At 69.0% G+C, this 15,062-nt stretch carries 17 protein-coding genes; 6 read left to right on the forward strand and 11 right to left on the reverse strand.

The features are described 5' to 3' along the window. Positions 1–14 precede the first annotated feature (14 nt). The 3 genes from OHA18_RS05010 (at position 15) to OHA18_RS05020 (ending at position 1,406) form a co-directional block, all read left to right on the forward strand. Positions 15–644 carry a TetR/AcrR family transcriptional regulator gene (locus OHA18_RS05010; RefSeq protein ID WP_329002471.1) on the forward strand — a complete coding sequence of 210 codons (630 nt, stop codon included), beginning with the start codon at positions 15–17 and terminating at the stop codon, positions 642–644. A gap of 111 nt (positions 645–755) precedes the next feature. Next, positions 756–983 carry a DUF3107 domain-containing protein gene (locus OHA18_RS05015; protein ID WP_130439935.1) on the forward strand — a complete coding sequence of 76 codons (228 nt, stop codon included), beginning with the start codon at positions 756–758 and terminating at the stop codon, positions 981–983. 147 nt (positions 984–1,130) lie between these two features. Then, entirely contained in the window at positions 1,131–1,406 is a 276-nt protein-coding gene (locus OHA18_RS05020; RefSeq protein ID WP_329002472.1) for a GlsB/YeaQ/YmgE family stress response membrane protein, read from the forward strand. 169 nt (positions 1,407–1,575) lie between these two features. On the opposite strand, the gene OHA18_RS05025 is transcribed toward OHA18_RS05020, so the two are convergent. Next, positions 1,576–2,256 (reverse strand): ferritin-like fold-containing protein, encoded by a 681-nt coding sequence (locus tag OHA18_RS05025; RefSeq protein WP_329002473.1) that lies wholly within the window; start codon positions 2,254–2,256, stop codon positions 1,576–1,578. A gap of 346 nt (positions 2,257–2,602) precedes the next feature. Between OHA18_RS05025 and OHA18_RS05030 the strand changes: the two genes are divergently transcribed. Beyond that, positions 2,603–4,513 carry a DEAD/DEAH box helicase gene (locus OHA18_RS05030; protein WP_329002474.1) on the forward strand — a complete coding sequence of 637 codons (1,911 nt, stop codon included), beginning with the start codon at positions 2,603–2,605 and terminating at the stop codon, positions 4,511–4,513. A gap of 86 nt (positions 4,514–4,599) precedes the next feature. Continuing rightward, positions 4,600–5,511: a DUF4349 domain-containing protein gene (locus tag OHA18_RS05035; protein WP_329002475.1), complete on the forward strand. Its 912-nt coding sequence runs from the start codon at positions 4,600–4,602 to the stop codon at positions 5,509–5,511. Here the strand turns inward: OHA18_RS05035 and OHA18_RS05040 are convergent. Further along, positions 5,505–6,257 (reverse strand): ParA family protein, encoded by a 753-nt coding sequence (locus tag OHA18_RS05040; RefSeq protein WP_329002476.1) that lies wholly within the window; start codon positions 6,255–6,257, stop codon positions 5,505–5,507. The two genes, OHA18_RS05035 and OHA18_RS05040, sit on opposite strands and share 7 nt — an antisense overlap. 61 nt (positions 6,258–6,318) lie before the next feature. On the opposite strand from OHA18_RS05040, the gene OHA18_RS05045 reads away from it, so the two are divergent. Next, complete coding sequence (locus tag OHA18_RS05045) at positions 6,319–7,200, forward strand: alpha/beta fold hydrolase (RefSeq protein ID WP_329002477.1); 882 nt, start codon at positions 6,319–6,321, stop codon at positions 7,198–7,200. A gap of 8 nt (positions 7,201–7,208) precedes the next feature. On the opposite strand, the gene OHA18_RS05050 is transcribed toward OHA18_RS05045, so the two are convergent. From OHA18_RS05050 to OHA18_RS05090, 9 genes are all read right to left on the reverse strand, one after another. Continuing rightward, on the reverse strand, positions 7,209–8,252 hold the full coding sequence (locus OHA18_RS05050; protein ID WP_329002478.1) for a hypothetical protein: 1,044 nt from the start codon (positions 8,250–8,252) through the stop codon (positions 7,209–7,211). Further along, positions 8,249–8,785: an RNA polymerase sigma factor gene (locus tag OHA18_RS05055; protein WP_329002479.1), complete on the reverse strand. Its 537-nt coding sequence runs from the start codon at positions 8,783–8,785 to the stop codon at positions 8,249–8,251. The genes OHA18_RS05050 and OHA18_RS05055 overlap by 4 nt, the downstream gene beginning before the upstream one ends. Positions 8,786–8,895: 110 nt before the next feature. Then, on the reverse strand, positions 8,896–9,849 hold the full coding sequence (locus OHA18_RS05060; protein WP_329002480.1) for an ABC transporter ATP-binding protein: 954 nt from the start codon (positions 9,847–9,849) through the stop codon (positions 8,896–8,898). A gap of 1 nt (position 9,850) precedes the next feature. After that, complete coding sequence (locus tag OHA18_RS05065) at positions 9,851–10,666, reverse strand: ABC transporter permease (RefSeq protein ID WP_329002481.1); 816 nt, start codon at positions 10,664–10,666, stop codon at positions 9,851–9,853. Next, entirely contained in the window at positions 10,659–11,456 is a 798-nt protein-coding gene (locus OHA18_RS05070) for an ABC transporter permease (RefSeq protein ID WP_329002482.1), read from the reverse strand. The genes OHA18_RS05065 and OHA18_RS05070 overlap by 8 nt, the downstream gene beginning before the upstream one ends. A gap of 232 nt (positions 11,457–11,688) precedes the next feature. Further along, entirely contained in the window at positions 11,689–12,537 is an 849-nt protein-coding gene (locus tag OHA18_RS05075) for an alpha/beta fold hydrolase (RefSeq protein WP_329002484.1), read from the reverse strand. 77 nt (positions 12,538–12,614) lie between these two features. After that, positions 12,615–13,484 (reverse strand): RecB family exonuclease, encoded by an 870-nt coding sequence (locus OHA18_RS05080; protein WP_329002485.1) that lies wholly within the window; start codon positions 13,482–13,484, stop codon positions 12,615–12,617. A 15-nt stretch (positions 13,485–13,499) separates the two neighbouring features. Further along, entirely contained in the window at positions 13,500–14,117 is a 618-nt protein-coding gene (locus OHA18_RS05085; RefSeq protein ID WP_134122241.1) for a MarC family protein, read from the reverse strand. Then, entirely contained in the window at positions 14,114–14,995 is an 882-nt protein-coding gene (locus tag OHA18_RS05090; RefSeq protein WP_329002488.1) for a PHP domain-containing protein, read from the reverse strand. Before OHA18_RS05090 ends, OHA18_RS05085 begins: the two co-directional genes overlap by 4 nt. Positions 14,996–15,062 lie beyond the last annotated feature (67 nt).

A 15,062-nucleotide genomic window follows, 5' to 3' on the forward strand; every position in this document is an offset into this window, starting at 1 on the left:
GAAGGAGCGCCACCGTGTCGACCACCCCGGAGACAGCACCCAAGCGCGGGAGCCGCCTGCCCCGGCTGGCTCGGCGCGCGCAACTTCTCGAGGCGGCCCAGGAGGTCTTCGTCGCGAACGGGTACCACGCCGCCGCGATGGACGACATCGCCGACCGGGCCGGTGTCTCCAAGCCGGTGCTCTACCAGCACTTCCCCGGCAAGCTGGAGCTGTATCTGGCGCTGCTGGACACCTCCTGCGACGCGATCGTCGCCTCCGTGCAGGACGCGCTGAAGTCGACCGAGGACAACAAGCTCCGGGTCGCCGCGACCATGCACGCCTTCTACGACTACGTGGCCAACGCGCAGGGTGCCTTCCGGCTGGTGTTCGAGTCCGACCTGACCAACGAGCCGGCCGTCCGGGAGCGGGTCGACCGGGTCACGCACGCCTGCGCGGAGGCGGTGTCCGAGGTGATCAGTGCGGACGCCGGCCTGAGCCGCGAGCAGTCGATGGTGCTGGCGGTCAGCCTGGTCGGCATGGCCCAGGTCAGCGCGCGGTACTGGCTCGGTGAGGGCGACCCGTCGATCCCCCAGGAGCATGCCGCCGACCTGGTCGCTTCGCTGGCCTGGCGCGGCATTCGGGGCTTCCCCCGCACCGACGGCTGAGCTCGCGAGGTTCTGCTCTGGGCGGACGGGTGAGAGCTCGGCTGCGGTAGCGGATAGGCTCGAAAGCGTTACCGGCGAGAGCCGCCGGTCGGAACGTGCCCGGAGGGTTTCGTGGAGGTCAAGATCGGCGTCCAGCACGCCAATCGCGAGTTGGTGCTGGAGAGCGAGCAGAGCCCGGAAGAGGTCCAGGAACTGGTGGCGGAGGCCCTCGCCGGCAAGACCGGTCTGCTGCAGCTGACCGACGAGAAGGGCCGCCGGGTGCTGATCCCGGCCGACCGGCTGGCGTACGTCGAGATCGGCGAGGTGTCGACCCGCAAGGTCGGGTTCGGCGCGATCTGATCCCGGTCCGGACACAGTTCGAGCGTGTCCCGGTTCCGGAGTGCCACCGAGAGGGCACGATGGCGGTAAGACCTGCGTCGTGATTGGTCTGGTTGTCACGGGGCATCGGGCGAGGCGCAGGTCAGCCATCCCCCACAAGGAGGAACCGTGTACTGGGTCTGGATGCTCATCGTCAGCCTCATCGCGGGCATCATCTTCGGGCCGCTGGCCCGGGCGGTGCTCCCCGGCAAGCAGAACATCAGCCTCGGCTGGACCATCCTCGGAGGCGGCATCGGCGCCTTCATCGGTGGTCTGATCGCCAAACTCCTCGGCGTCAAGGACACCTCCGGCCCGGACTGGATCCAGTACCTGATCCAGATCATCTGCGCCGCGATCGTCGTCGCGATCATCTCGTCGCGCAACAGCAAAGCCAAAGCCGCCTAGTCCAGGCACTCGCCAACGGCCGCCACCCCTGCCGAAGGGGAAGGCGGTCGTTGCCATTTCCCTGGCAGACCCACGAATTTGGCTGGTAGACCCACGAGCTGCGGGGTTACCCACCCTGGTTCAGGGTCACTAACCCCGCATTTGGTGGGTCAGCCAGGCAAATTGCGCATCAGGCCTGGAGGCCGAGGGCGGTCATCCGGGCGGTGTGGGCTTCGGTCAGGCGGGTGAACATCCGGCCGATGGCGGCCAGGTCGAGGCCGGGACGGTCGACGCTGCCGGCCAGGAGCGCGGTCAGGGAGTCGCGGTCGGCGGCGATGCGCTGGGCCTGGCTGAGGGCTTCACCGACCAGGCGACGGCCCCAGAGCGCCAGCCGGCCGCCCAGCTTCGGGTCCTCCTCGATGGCGGCCCGGACCCGGTCGACCACGAACTCGGCCTGGCCGGAGTCCCCGAACACGTCCAGGACCAGCGCCCGGGTCTCCGCGTCGACGAACGACGAGATCTCCCGGTAGAAGTCGTTCGCCAGCCCGTCCCCGACGTACGCCTTGACCAGGCCTTCCAGCCAGTCCGACGGCGCGGTGTGGTCGTGGAACGCGTCCAGCGGCGTGACGAACGGCCGCATCGCGTCCATCGGGTCCACCTCGAGCTCCACCAGCCGGTCCCGCAGCCGCTGGAAGTGCCCGAACTCGGTGGTCGCCATCGCGGCCAGCTCCGCCTTGTCGTTCAGCGTCGGCGCCAGCTTGGCGTCCTCTGCCATCCGCTCGAACGCGGTCAGCTCGCCGTACGCGAGCACTCCCAGCAGATCCACCGCCGCGGCCCGGTAGGCGGGATCATCAAAGGCCGTCTGCTCCATGCCCGGCACCCTATCGGGCCGGAGGCGAGGGCAAAGGACAAAAGAGCAAAAGAGAGGAGGAGTGAGGGTACGCCGCACCCCAGCTCTCCGCCGCTTCCAGTGGTGGGTACTGCGGCGGGGTTCGAGTGGCGCAAACCACACGAAGCGGCGTTGACAGGTTGAGCGGTTACACTGGTGAGCGATTCGCCGGTGACGCGCCCAGATGGGCAAGCTGGTGCGAGGTGCTTGCACAGTGTCCCCGCGCCTCACGACGGGGCTGAAAAGCCCCAGGCGCCCGGCCCCTGAGCAATCTGTCCGCACAAGCATGTGAGAGGCGATCAGCCTGACCACCTTCCGAGAGCTCGGCGTGCTGCCCGAGATCTGCGACGCGCTCGACCGCGTCAACATCGTGGAGCCGTTTCCGATCCAGGAAATGACACTCCCCGTCGCCCTGATGGGCACCGACCTGATCGGCCAGGCCCGGACCGGGACCGGCAAGACGCTCGGCTTCGGGATTCCGTTGCTGCAGCGCACCATCTCCCCCGGCGAGGCCGACTACGAGGAGCTCGCCGCTCCCGGCAAGCCGCAGGCCCTGGTCGTCACCCCGACCCGTGAGCTGACCATCCAGGTCGCGAAGGATCTGACCACCGCGTCCACCGTGCGTACCGTGCGGGTGCTGACCATCTACGGCGGCGTCGCGTACGAGCCGCAGCTGGACGCACTGAAGAGCGGCGTCGACGTCGTCGTCGGTACGCCGGGACGCCTGCTCGACCTGGCGAACCGGGGTGTCCTCGACCTCGGCCACATCAAGGTGCTCGTCCTCGACGAGGCCGACGAGATGCTCGACCTCGGCTTCCTGCCCGACGTGGAACGCATTCTGCGCAAGACTCCTGAGCTGCGGCAGACGATGTTGTTCTCGGCAACGATGCCGTCGGCCGTGATCGCGCTGGCCCGCACCCACATGCGGCACCCGCTGAACATCCGGGCCGAGTCGCACGAGGACACCCAGATGGTGCCGACCACGGCACAGTTCGTCTACCGGGCGCACGATCTGGACAAGCCCGAGGTGGTGGCCCGGATCCTGCAGGCCGAGGACCGCGGCCGGGTGATGATCTTCTGCCGGACCAAGCGCGAGGCCTCCCGGCTCACCGACGACCTGCAGGACCGCGGCTTCAAGGCGGCCGCGATCCACGGTGACCTGAACCAGCAGGCACGCGAGCGGGCGCTGACCCGGTTCCGCGGCGACAAGATCGACGTACTGATCTGCACCGACGTCGCGGCCCGCGGGATCGACGTCGAGGGTGTCACGCACGTCATCAACAACACCTGTCCCGAGGACGAGAAGGCCTACATCCACCGGATCGGCCGGACCGGGCGGGCCGGTGCGAGCGGGATCGCGGTGACGTTCGTCGACTGGCCGGATGTGACGCGCTGGAAGACGATCAACAAGGCGCTCGACCTGCCGTACGAAGACCCGCAGGAGGTCTACTCCACCTCGCCGGAGCTGTACCACGACCTCGGCATCCCGTCGGACGCGAAGGGCCGGATCCGTCCGGCCCGCGAGCAGGTCCGCGAGGCGCGCGAGGACGCACCGCGGAACCGTCGCGGCGGTTCGCCGGAAAGGTCCGCGGAGCGGTCCGAAGGCCGGGCCGAGAAGCGGTCCGAGAAGCGGTCGGACGCCACGTCCGAGACTCGGTCCGAAGGTGATGGTGCGCGGTCGGGCCGGAAACGGAACCGGACGCGGAAGCGCACCCGGGCCGGGCAGCCGGTCGAGGAGCTCGCGGACGTCACCAGCAAGACCGAGGTCCCGCCCGCCACGGAGGCGGTGCAGACCGAGCCGGTGCAGGACGAGGCCCGCAAGCCCCGGAAGCGCACCCGGAAGTCCGCCGCGGCGAAGGTGTCCGAGCCGGCCGAGGTGCTAGCGGCCGAGCCGGTCGTAGCAGCCGAGCCGGTCCTGGCAGCCGAGCCGGTCGTTGCGGACGAGAAGCCGGTGAAGCGGACGCGCACCCGGAAGACGGCTGCGGCGAAGGCCGAGTCGGCGGAGTCGACGGTCGCGGAGCCGGTGGCCGAGTCGACCGCTGCGGACGAGAAGCCCGTCAAGCGGACCCGCACCCGGAAGACGGCTGCAGCGAAGGTGGCCAAGTCGGCGGACGAGGCGAAGGCCGCGGAGCCGGCGGCGTCGGACGAGAAGCCGGTGAAGCGGACGCGGACCCGGAAGACGGCTGAGCCGAAGACGAGCGCTCCGGCGACGACGCCGATCTTCAGCGCGCCGGAGTGACCGTTTCCGAACGGTGATCTGAGACTGCAACACCCAGCCCCACGCGGGCCGTCCTAGGGCGGAAACCACGAGAGAGGGGCTGGGTGATGAGGCGGATCAGAGCGGTGACAGCCGTGGTCGCTGCGGCGGGGATCGTGCTGCTGGCCGGTTGTGGGGCCAGCGGCAACGACAGCGGTACGAGCGACGCCGCGCCGGCGCAGAAGCAAGGCGCCGAGGCAGCCGACGGCAACGCGAGCAATGCGAAGCCGCAGGTGCCCGGCCAGCCACAGGCCGGCAAGTCCCAGTCGAGCACCAACGACGATCCGACGGTCACGCGGGCGATCATCAAGACCGGTTCGCTGACCGTCGAAGGCGATGATGTCGCGGCCATGCGGCAGAAGGCGGTCACCGCCGTCGCCGGTCTGGACGGGCAGGTCGCGTCCGAGGACACCGGCAGCGATCCCGACGGCAAGGTCACCAGGGCGAACCTCGTCCTCAAGGTCCCGACCAAGTCGTTCGAGGCCGCGATCCAGCGGCTGTCCGACCTCGGCAAGCGGCTGCAGATCCACCAGGAGTCCACCGACGTCACCGAACAGGTGGTCGACGTCGCCAGCCGGATCGAGTCCCAGCGCGCCAGCCTCGACCGGATGCGCGCCCTGATGGCGAAGGCGAACACGATCGGCGAGATCGTCTCGGTCGAGAGCGAGCTGACCCGCCGCGAGTCCGACCTCGAGGCCCTGCTCGCGAAGCAGAAGAACCTCACCCTGCAGACCGATCTCGCGACGCTCACGCTGACGCTGACCGCGAAGGGCAAGCCGCCGGTGGAGACGGAACCCACGCAGGACAAGGGTTTCCTGGCCGGTCTGAAGGGTGGCTGGAACGCGTTCACCGCGGTGTTCTCCGCGCTGGCGACCGCGGTCGGTGCGATGCTGCCGTTCCTGGTCCTGCTCGCGATCATCGCCGTACCGCTGTGGAGATTCCGGCATCGACTGCGCAAGCAGCCGACCGCCGGTCAGTGAAGCAGTGCGCCGGCCAACGCCCGGTAGGCCTTCGCGCCGGGCGAGGCCGGCGCCGTGCTGAGCACGGTCTCGCCGATCGCCGGCGCCTCCGCGAACCGGATCGACTTCGGGATCGCCGGCTGCAGCACGTCCAGCGAGTACGTGTCCGCGATCGTCTCCAGGACGGCACGAGCATGGGTCGTGCGACCGTCGTACAGGGTCGGGAGTACGCCGAGCACGCGCAGGCTCGGGTTGGTCAGCCGTTGGACGTCGTGCACCGTGTCAAGTAGTTGCCCTACGCCACGATGCGCCAACGTCTCGCACTGCAAGGGAATCAGTACGTCGGACGCCGCCGACAGCCCGTTCACGGTGAGCAGGCCGAGCGTCGGCGGGCAGTCCACAATGATCCAGTCGTACGACGACCGCAGCGGCCGCAATGCGGTCCGCAGCACCTGCTCCGGACCGCTCTCGCGGGACAGCTGCACCTCCGCGGCCGCCAGCTCGATCGTCGACGGCAGCAGGTCCGGCGCGTCGTCGTACTCGATCAGGACGTCACGGGCCTTCACGCCGCCGAGGAGGACGTGGTGGATCGATTTGTCCAGGTCTTCGGGGTCGATGCCGACCGAGAACGTCAGGCAGGCCTGGGGGTCGAGGTCGACGAGCAGCACCCGTTGGCCGAGCTCGCCCAAGGCAGCGCCGAGGGTGGCGACGGTGGTCGTCTTGGCCACGCCGCCCTTCTGATTGGCAACCGCGAGAGTGCGAGGCACCCGGCCATTGTGCCGCACCACGGAACGGCCTGATACAGGGGAGCGGTTACCCTCTTTACTTGTGAGTACGCCGCGTACGCTGACGCTCCCGCACGGGGTGCACCCCGTGACCCTCGAGACCGATCGTGGCTCGTTCGCCACGCTGACGGCGGTGCCGGAGATCGGTACGCCGCTCGGCACCGTCCTGCTCGTTCCCGGGTGGACCGGGAGCAAAGAGGACTTCACCCCGCTGGTGGACCACCTCTGCCGGTACGGCTGGCGGACTGTGGCGGTCGACCAGCGTGGTCAGTACGAGACGACCGGTCCGGCCGACAAGTCGGCGTACTCGCTGGCTGAGCTCGGCGCGGACGTGGTCGCGATGAGCAAGGCGCTCGGCGGCTACAGCCAGCTGGTTGGGCACTCGTTCGGCGGGCTGGTCGCCCGTGAGGCAGTGCTGACCGACCCGTCCGTGTTCTCCACCATCTCGCTGATGTGCTCGGGTCCGGCCGCGTTCACCGACGAGCAGACAGTGCAGAGCCTGCAGATGCTCGCGTTCGGGCTGGAGAACCTCCCGATCGAGCAGGTGTACGACCTGAAGCTCGGCCACGACCGTGAGGCGCCGCGGTACGTCGCCCCGCCGGAGGATGTCGCCGCGTTCCTCCGGAAGCGCTTCACCAGCAACGTGCCGGTCAGCCTCGCCGAGATCACCCGCCGGCTGACGGACGCCGAGGACAAGACCGACCAGCTCGCGAAGGCCGGCGTACGCCTGCAGGTCCTGCACGGAGCCACCGACGACGGCTGGCCGATCCCGGTGCAGCACGCGATGGCCGCGGCGCTCGGCGTCGAGGCGGAGATCGTCCCCGACGCCGGCCACTCACCGGCCATCGATCAACCGGCCGCGACGGCTCGACTGCTGGTGGACTTCTTCCACGACTACCCGAGCCTGACGACGCTGGTCGACTAGGACATGCCCTAGCTGACCGGTCGGACGTCTGGCTGGATGTCGAGCAGGTCCAGGCCGACCGGCGCGAGAGCGTCCTTCACCTGCTCGGTGTACACGAGCATCGAGATCGGTGCGGGGCCGCCCATCATGCCGGCGCCGCCGCTCTGGTACACACCGAGGTCCTGCTTGGTGACGATCTGGTCCAGGGCTTCTCGGACCCGGTCGCTGTCGGCCTCGCTCATCAGGACCGGAATCGCGCAGAGGTTACCGCTGTAGACCTTCTCGAAGGCTGCGCGGACCGCGGCAACATCCCCGTGCGCCACGCCGAGCATCATCACGACCGGCGCGTTGCGGGACCTCCCGTTCGGGTAGAAGGTGATCGGGCCGTACACCTGACCGGCGTTCGCGGCGAGGAACGCCCGCACCGGGGTGGAGTAGATGTTGCTCGGCTTCGACGGCCAACCGCCGGCCGGCGCCGCACACGGTAGCTTCGGAAGACCGGAGTCGACCGGCGTGATCGGCTTCGACTGCTGCTGAACGTCGATCGCGCCGTCGCGCCAGATGCCGGTCACCGCAGCGCTGCCCGTGCGGACGCCCTTGATCGTGGTCATGCCGGTGATCTGGTCCAGGTCCAGGCCGTTGAGCTTGACCGCAAAGTCGTCGGGGCAGCTCGGCGCCGGCTCCTTGCCGGGCGGGTAGCCGATAGCCGTCTCAGAGAGCGGCGCGCAGAAGACCGGGGTCTTGCCCGGTACGGCGATGATCCGGCCGCTCACCTGGACCTTGCCGCCGGGGCTGACCAGCAGCTCGTCGTTCGGCTGGTGGTTGCCCTGGGCAAACGACTGCGGCGGGTTGTTCGCACTCTGCGGCTGGTCCTGCTGGTTCGGCAGCACGGCGATGACGCCCGCGGCGACGACCGCGACGCTCGCCGCCGCGAGGGCTGGGACCCAGCGGCGGGGCTTGCGGCCACCGGTCAGCAGGTACTCCAGGTCGGGCTCCGGCGGCGCGTCCTGGTCGGCCCGCCAGCGAGCTCCCGCCCGCGTCAGCAGGTCGTCGATCTCGTCGGTCGGGTTCATTCGCTGACCTCCAGCAGGGTGCGGAGCCGGGAACGGGCATCCGAGAGAGTGGACTTGACGGTGCCTTCGGAGCAGCCCATCACCGCGGCCGTGTCGGCGATCGACAGGTCGGCGAAGTAGAAGCAGTCCACCGCGAGCCGCTGCCGCGCCGACAGCGACATGATCGCGTGATCGACATCCATCCGGGCGTCCAGATCGGGCCGCGAAACCGGTCCCGCATCCAGCTCCCCGGACGAGTCGACCAGGAACATGCCGCCCGGCCGCAGCCGTCGGACCGCTTTACGGGCCTGATCGGCGGTGATCGCCAGCAGCCACGCCGACGGGGTCCCGCGGCTCGCGTCGTACTGCGAACGCTTGGCCCACGCCCGCGCGAGCGCCTCCTGCACGATGTCGTCCCGGTCCGCCCCGACCGCCAGCCGCCCCGCCAACCGGGCCATCGCCGCCAGATGCGGCCGCACCCACGCGACGAACCCAGGCCCGTCCCCCGGCGGCGCCGTCACCGCGGCCACCGGCTCACCCGTCATCGTCGGCATACCTTCTCTACCCCCGAATCACCCGCCCGGTTGGGTCCCTACCCGCATTTCAACGACCTCACCACTCCAAGGTCACCATCCACGCCGGTTCCGTAACCCACCCGAGGTGTTTACGAGGGGGTGGGGGCGTAGAGCTGGGTGATGACGGATTCGATGGTGGGCTCGGCGACGGAGAGGTCGACCAGCGGGTAGTTGGCGGCGATCCGGGCGAGCAGCGGTGCCGCGCTGGTGGTGGGTGGGAAGGTGAGGTGCTGTCGCGGACCGTCGACCTTGATGACGGTGGCGCCTTCCACCACGATCGGCGGGAGTGAGGTCGCCAGGTCGACGACCAGGGTGCGCGGGGCGGACTGGCTGGACTTCAGCTGGTCGAGGGTGCCGTCGAAGATCTGGTGGCCGTGGTCGATGACCATCACCCGGGTGCAGAGTGCCTCGATGTCGTCGAGGTCGTGGGTGGTGAGGATGATCGTGGTCCGGCGGTCCGCGTTGATCTGGGCGAGGAACTCGCGGAGCCGGGCCTTGCTGATCACGTCGAGGCCGATGGTGGGCTCGTCGAGGTAGACGATCTCGGGGTCGTGCAGCAGCGCGGCCGCGATGTCGCCGCGCATCCGCTGGCCCAACGACAGCTGGCGAACGGGCACGTCGAGCAGGTCGCCCAGGTCCAGCAGCTCCACGAACGTCGCCAGGTTCTCGCGGTGCCGGGCGAGCGGTACGCCGTACATCTTCTGCAGGACCGCGAACGAATCCTTCAACGGCAGGTCCCACCAGAGCGTCGTACGCTGGCCGAACACCACCCCGATCCGCTTCGCCAGCTTCAACCGGTGCCGCGACGGGTCCACCCCCGCGACCCGGATCGATCCGCCGGACGGCACCAGGATCCCGGTCAGCATCTTGATCGTGGTGGACTTCCCGGCCCCGTTCGGGCCGATGTACCCCATCACTTCCCCCGGTTCGACGCTGAACGTCATCCCGTCCACCGCCCGCACCTCCCGGCGGGTACGCCGCAACCCGACCCGCGACGTGACGGTGAACGCCCGCGACACATCCGACAACTCGATGACAGCCATCTCAGCTCCCTGTACTGCGATAACGACGAAGGCCGGCCCGCCAGGCCAGCGACGCGAGCGCGACCATCACGACCGCGACCAGTGGCGACAGCAGCCCGATCCAGGACGGCAGCCCCAGCGGGGCGGGCTTTCCCAGCAGGTACAGCACCGGGTAATAGTTGACAAAGGCAAGCGGTACGACGAACGTCACGGCCCGCACGATCTCCTTGCCGAAGATCGCCAACGGGTACTGCGTCATCGTCTGCCCGCCGTACGTGAACGAGTTGGCCAGCTCCGCCGAATCCACCGCCAGGAACTGGAACGCCGCGCCGAGCACGAAGATCGCCCCGAAGATCACCGTCCCGGCCAGGATCGACACCACCAGCATGATGCCGCGGGCAACCGTCCACTCGAGGTCGAGCCGGTTGAACGCGAACACCATCACCACCAGGGCCTGGAACGGCCGGCCGAGCCGCCGCAGCGCGAACCCGTCGGCCGCGGTCTGCAGGAAAGCCGGTACCGGCCGGATCAGGTAGGCGTCGAACGTCCCGGTCCGGATCCGCTCGCCGACCCGCTCGATCGACCCGGTGAACAGGTCCGCGATCCCCAGCGTCATCGAAGCCGTTGCGTAGAGCAACGCCATCTCGGCCAGCGAGAACCCGCCGAACGACGAGATGTGGCTGAACATCAGCACGATCGCGACGAAGTCCATCACCGTCAGCACCATCGAGCTGAACAGCATCAGGAAGAACGACGCCGGGTACGCCATCGACGACCGCACCCACATCATGATCAGCATCCAGTACTGCGCCGGCGCCCGGAGCACCCGCTCAACCACCCTGGATCACCACCTTGCGGGTCGCTACCGACGTGACCAGTTGCGCGCCCAGCAGGAGCACCACGATCCAGCCCAGCTGGAAGAGCAGCGCCGAACCGATCCCGCCCGGGTTCCGGCCGAGCCAGATGTCGATCGGCACCTGCATGGTCGCGGCCCACGGCGTCGCCCGGGCGATGTCTCCGATCCCGCCCGGGAACACCACCAGCGGCAGGATCATCCCCGAGAAGAACGACGACAGCACCAGCGCCAGCTGCTCCATCCCCCGTGTGTCGGTGATCCAGAACCCGGACAGCGCGACCAGATAGCGGATCCCGAAGCTGACCAGGATCGCCAGGAACACGCCGGCCGCGACCGCGAGCCAGGCCAGCGGCGACGACGGGAACTTGAGGTCGAACACCAGCGCTCCGACGAGCAATGGCGCCCCACCGCGGACCAGCAGCTGGAACATCGCCCGCCCGAGGTCGACCGACAGCCACCAGAGCAGCAAATGCGTCGGCCGGTACAGATCCACCGCGATCTCACCGCTGCGGACCCGCTCCCCCAGTTCCCCCGTCGTCGTGGCGCCCCAGATCCCGACCGGCATCAGCAGCCCCTGCTGCAACCACACGAACGTGAGCGCATCCGCGGTGTCGTACCCACCCAGGCCCGGGCGCTCGTGCCACAGCGTCAGGTAGATCCCGCAGAGGATGAACCCGAAGACGGTGTTCGTGAACGCGCCGGACACAGTGGCGATCCGGTACGTCGAGAACCGCCGGAAGGACCGTACGGCGATCGCCCAGTACACACCCACCGCAACCTCCTCTCCAGACTCCGAGTGGTGTCCGAGAGCACAGCGGCACGCGAAACCGCCCCGAATCCTTCAGGACCCGGGGGTACGGACACCACTGTGAAGACGTGACCGAGCCACGCCGATTGTCAAAGGCAGAAGAGGGACGCTACGCCGCGGACCGCGGAGGCGTCAACACAAATAACCGGTCCGGGTGCGAGACCCCTCAGACTCGCACCCGAACCGGTGGCGCAGGTCAGACGGTGTCGGTCTTGAGCAGATGGGCCAGGTGCGTCGCGAACGGCGCCGGGTGGCTCGAGTAGCCGCCGTGGCCGCCCGGGAACATCACCACGGGCCAGCCGACGTGGTCGGCGATGACCGCGATCGGCCGTCCCGGCAGGTGCGCGAACGACTCCAGCCCGGCCGCCGGGACGATCCGGTCCGCGACCCGCTTCAACGCGTCCAGATCCGGCTGATAGCGGGTGAAGGGCAACAATTTGTGCTGATAGAAGTTCGCTCCGTTCGCCTGCATCCGCTCGGCGAGTTCGCGGTACTCGGGCAGCAGGTCCTCGAGCGGCGGCATCGCGTCGCCGTCCATCCCGGTGCCCATCATGAACACCACGTCGGCCGCGGTCAGCCCGTCCGTGCGGTACGTGTCGTACACCTCGTCGAAGAACGCGCGGGCATCGTCCGCGTCCGGCAGGATCTCCGTGCACGGCGGCTCGTGCGCGATCAGCATCCGGACGCGGTCCGGGTGCCGGGTGATCAGCTCGAGGCCGGTGATCGCGCCGGAGCTGCTGCCGAAGACGTACGCCGGTTCCCCAGCAGCACCGCCGCCGACCGCGTCGATCAGCGCGAGCGCGTCCTCGGCCGACTGCTCGACGCATTCGTCGGTCGCGTCACCGTCGTACCTGCTCCGGGAGTTGCCCCGCGGGTCGTAGGTCACCACCGTGTACTCCGCCGCGAGCTGCCCGACCATCCCGGTGAAGATGCCGGCGTCGGTTCCGCCGCCGGCGATCAGCAGCAGCACCGGCCCCGAGCCGGCGACCTCGTAGTGCAGCGTTGCCCCCGGCACCGCCAGCTTGTTCACAGTCTTCGCACCCATCACGCGAGCCCCTTTCGTTCATCCTCAGGGTTCACCGCAACGCTGGCACCACACGCACACGCCACTGACACGACGAGTCAGCCGGCCTCTTCCATCGGGGTTTGGTTGCCGTCGTCGAGGCCGGCCCAGGGGTCTCGGGGCGGGGATTCGCGGCGGCCCTGGGGGCAGATCTTGGCGAAGTCGCACCAGCCGCAGAGCGGGGACGGCTCCGGCGGGAAGGCCTCGTCGGCCTCGGCCGGGGTCAGGCCCTCGCGCCAGCGGGCCTCGGCGGCCGCGGCGTCGTCGGCCATCGACTCGGCGCGCCGCTGGTGCCGCCCGAGGGATGCCTCGTCGTGATCGGCCGCGGCGATGGTGTTGGTCGGCAGGTGGTGGAGCTCGACCCGGGTGCACGGCTTGTGCAGGACGCGACGGGCACCGAGGACGTAGAGAGCCATCGCCAGCGAGGACCGGGCGTCGACCGCGGTGAGGGGCCTGCGACCGGTCTTGTAGTCCACGATCGCCAGCTCGGTGTCGCCGCTACCGTCGCGCGCCGGGCGCTCGTCGATCCGGTCGACCCGCCCGCGCAACGACGCCCGCTCGGTGGTGAACGCGACTGTGCGCTCCACTCCGCGCGGCTCGTAGTACGGATCGGAGTCCCGTAGGTAGCCGAGGACCATCTCGGTCGAGCGGTCCCGCCAGTCCAGCGACTGCCGCTCGTCGCGGAATCCCTCGCTCCGCCAGCTCGATCGCATCTTGGCGACGACCTCGTCCGGCGTACGGCGGGACGCCGGCCAGCGCCCGAAGAAGTCGGCGAGCACCTCGTGGACGATCGCACCGACCGTGTTGTGCGCCCAGGGCGGACCCTTGGGCGGCCGAGGCGTCTCGAGGTACGTGTAGCGGTACTTGCGCTTGCAGTCCGCGAAGTTCAGCAGTTTGGTCGGCGTCGCGACGAACAACCGCGTCGGCATCCCCGGGAGCATGCGTCATCCCGCCTTGATGAAGTCAGTGACCGCATCAGCGACCAACTGGACGGCGATTGCGCTCAGCAACAGGCCGGCGATCCGCGTGACGAGAAGTACGCCGTTCTCCCCCAGGATCCGCATGATGATGCCGGAGAACCGCAGCGTCAGCCACATCACGATGTGGATCGCGATGATGCCGACCGAGATCGCGACCACGTCCGGCAGCGATCCGTTCGCCCGCTGCACGAACACCATCGTCGCGACGATCGCACCCGGTCCGGCGAGCAGCGGAGTACCGAGCGGGACGAAGGCGATGTTCACGTTCTTGGTCTGGACCGGGTCCTCGGCGGTGTCGGTCAGCAACTGCAGCGCGATCAGCAGGAGCAGCAGACCCCCCGCACACTGCAACGCGGGCAGCGTGATCCCGAGGTGCTGCAGGATCTGCTGGCCGAACGCCGCGAACACGACGATCACGCCGAACGCCACCAGCACGGCCTGCCAGGCTGCCTTCTTCCGCGCCGGGCGGGACTGGCCGGCCGTCAGCGAGATGAACACCGGCACCGTGCCCGGCGGATCCATGATCACGAAGAGTGTGACGAAGACCGAGCTGAACAGACCGGTGTTGATGACGCTGTTCACGGCAGGTAGGCCTCGGGAACCTGTGCACCGGAGGCGGCCGCGTTGTTCTTGGCGGTTTCGAGCAGACGCTGCAACTGCTCCGGCTCGGTGGAGTTCACACCCAGGTCGTGGTCGATCTTGCCGGCACCGTGGTGGTCGCTGGAGCCGGTGTAGATGATGCCCAGGTTGTTCGCGATCGCGCGCAACGCCGTCCGGGACTCCGGTGAGTGGTCCTGGTGGTCGACCTCGATACCGGCCAGTCCGTGGTCCTGGACCAGACCGGCCACGTTCTCCTCGGTCATCACCTTGTAGCTGGAGCGGCCCCACGGGTGCGCGATCACCGGCACACCGCCGGCCTCGCGGACCAGATCGATCGCGTGACCGGGCTCGAGGGCATAGTGCGGGACGTGCCCGGCGCGGCCGTCCGCCAGGAAGCGGTCGAACGCCTCGCTCCGGTTGGCGACCAAACCCTTGGCGACCAGGGCGTCGGCCACGTGCGGCCGGCCGACCGACGGCGTACCCGTCGCCTGGGCGAGCACTTCCTCGACGGTGAGCGGTACGCCGATGCTGTTGAGCCGCTCCACGATCGTCGGAATCCGGTCGGTGCGGCCGTCGCGGATCACCTGCAGGTCCTTCGCGAGCGGCGGATACGACGGATCGGGCAGGTAGGCGAGCAGGTGGACACTGATCCCGTTGAGCTTGCACGAGATCTCGATCGCCGGCACGAACCCGATCCCCAGCTCCTCCGCGGCCTGCCTGGCCTCGACCCACCCGTCGGCCGTGTCATGGTCGGTGAGCGCGATCACATCCAGCCCGGCCTCCCGCGCGTGCGTCATCAGGACCGGCACCGGATCGGTGCCGTCCGAGCGGTTCGAGTGGGTGTGCAGGTCGATGCGCACGAGCGGTACGAGTCCCTTCGCCGGTCAACTGTCACCGCTGATGCTATAGGCGTTCACCCACGAGCCC

The organism is Kribbella sp. NBC_00709 (assembly GCF_036226565.1).
In the GTDB taxonomy this organism is placed as follows: domain Bacteria; phylum Actinomycetota; class Actinomycetes; order Propionibacteriales; family Kribbellaceae; genus Kribbella.

What these genes read in the sequence shown, in the direction of transcription:
- OHA18_RS05025 (WP_329002473.1), bottom strand. Translation starts at nt 2,256, where the DNA reads ATGGAGCAGACGGCCTTTGATGATCCCGCCTACCGGGCCGCGGCGGTG.
- OHA18_RS05035 (WP_329002475.1), top strand. Translation starts at nt 4,600, where the DNA reads ATGAGGCGGATCAGAGCGGTGACAGCCGTGGTCGCTGCGGCGGGGATC.
- OHA18_RS05050 (WP_329002478.1), bottom strand. Translation starts at nt 8,252, where the DNA reads ATGAACCCGACCGACGAGATCGACGACCTGCTGACGCGGGCGGGAGCT.
- OHA18_RS05055 (WP_329002479.1), bottom strand. Translation starts at nt 8,785, where the DNA reads ATGCCGACGATGACGGGTGAGCCGGTGGCCGCGGTGACGGCGCCGCCG.
- OHA18_RS05060 (WP_329002480.1), bottom strand. Translation starts at nt 9,849, where the DNA reads ATGGCTGTCATCGAGTTGTCGGATGTGTCGCGGGCGTTCACCGTCACG.
- OHA18_RS05075 (WP_329002484.1), bottom strand. Translation starts at nt 12,537, where the DNA reads ATGGGTGCGAAGACTGTGAACAAGCTGGCGGTGCCGGGGGCAACGCTG.
- OHA18_RS05080 (WP_329002485.1), bottom strand. Translation starts at nt 13,484, where the DNA reads ATGCCGACGCGGTTGTTCGTCGCGACGCCGACCAAACTGCTGAACTTC.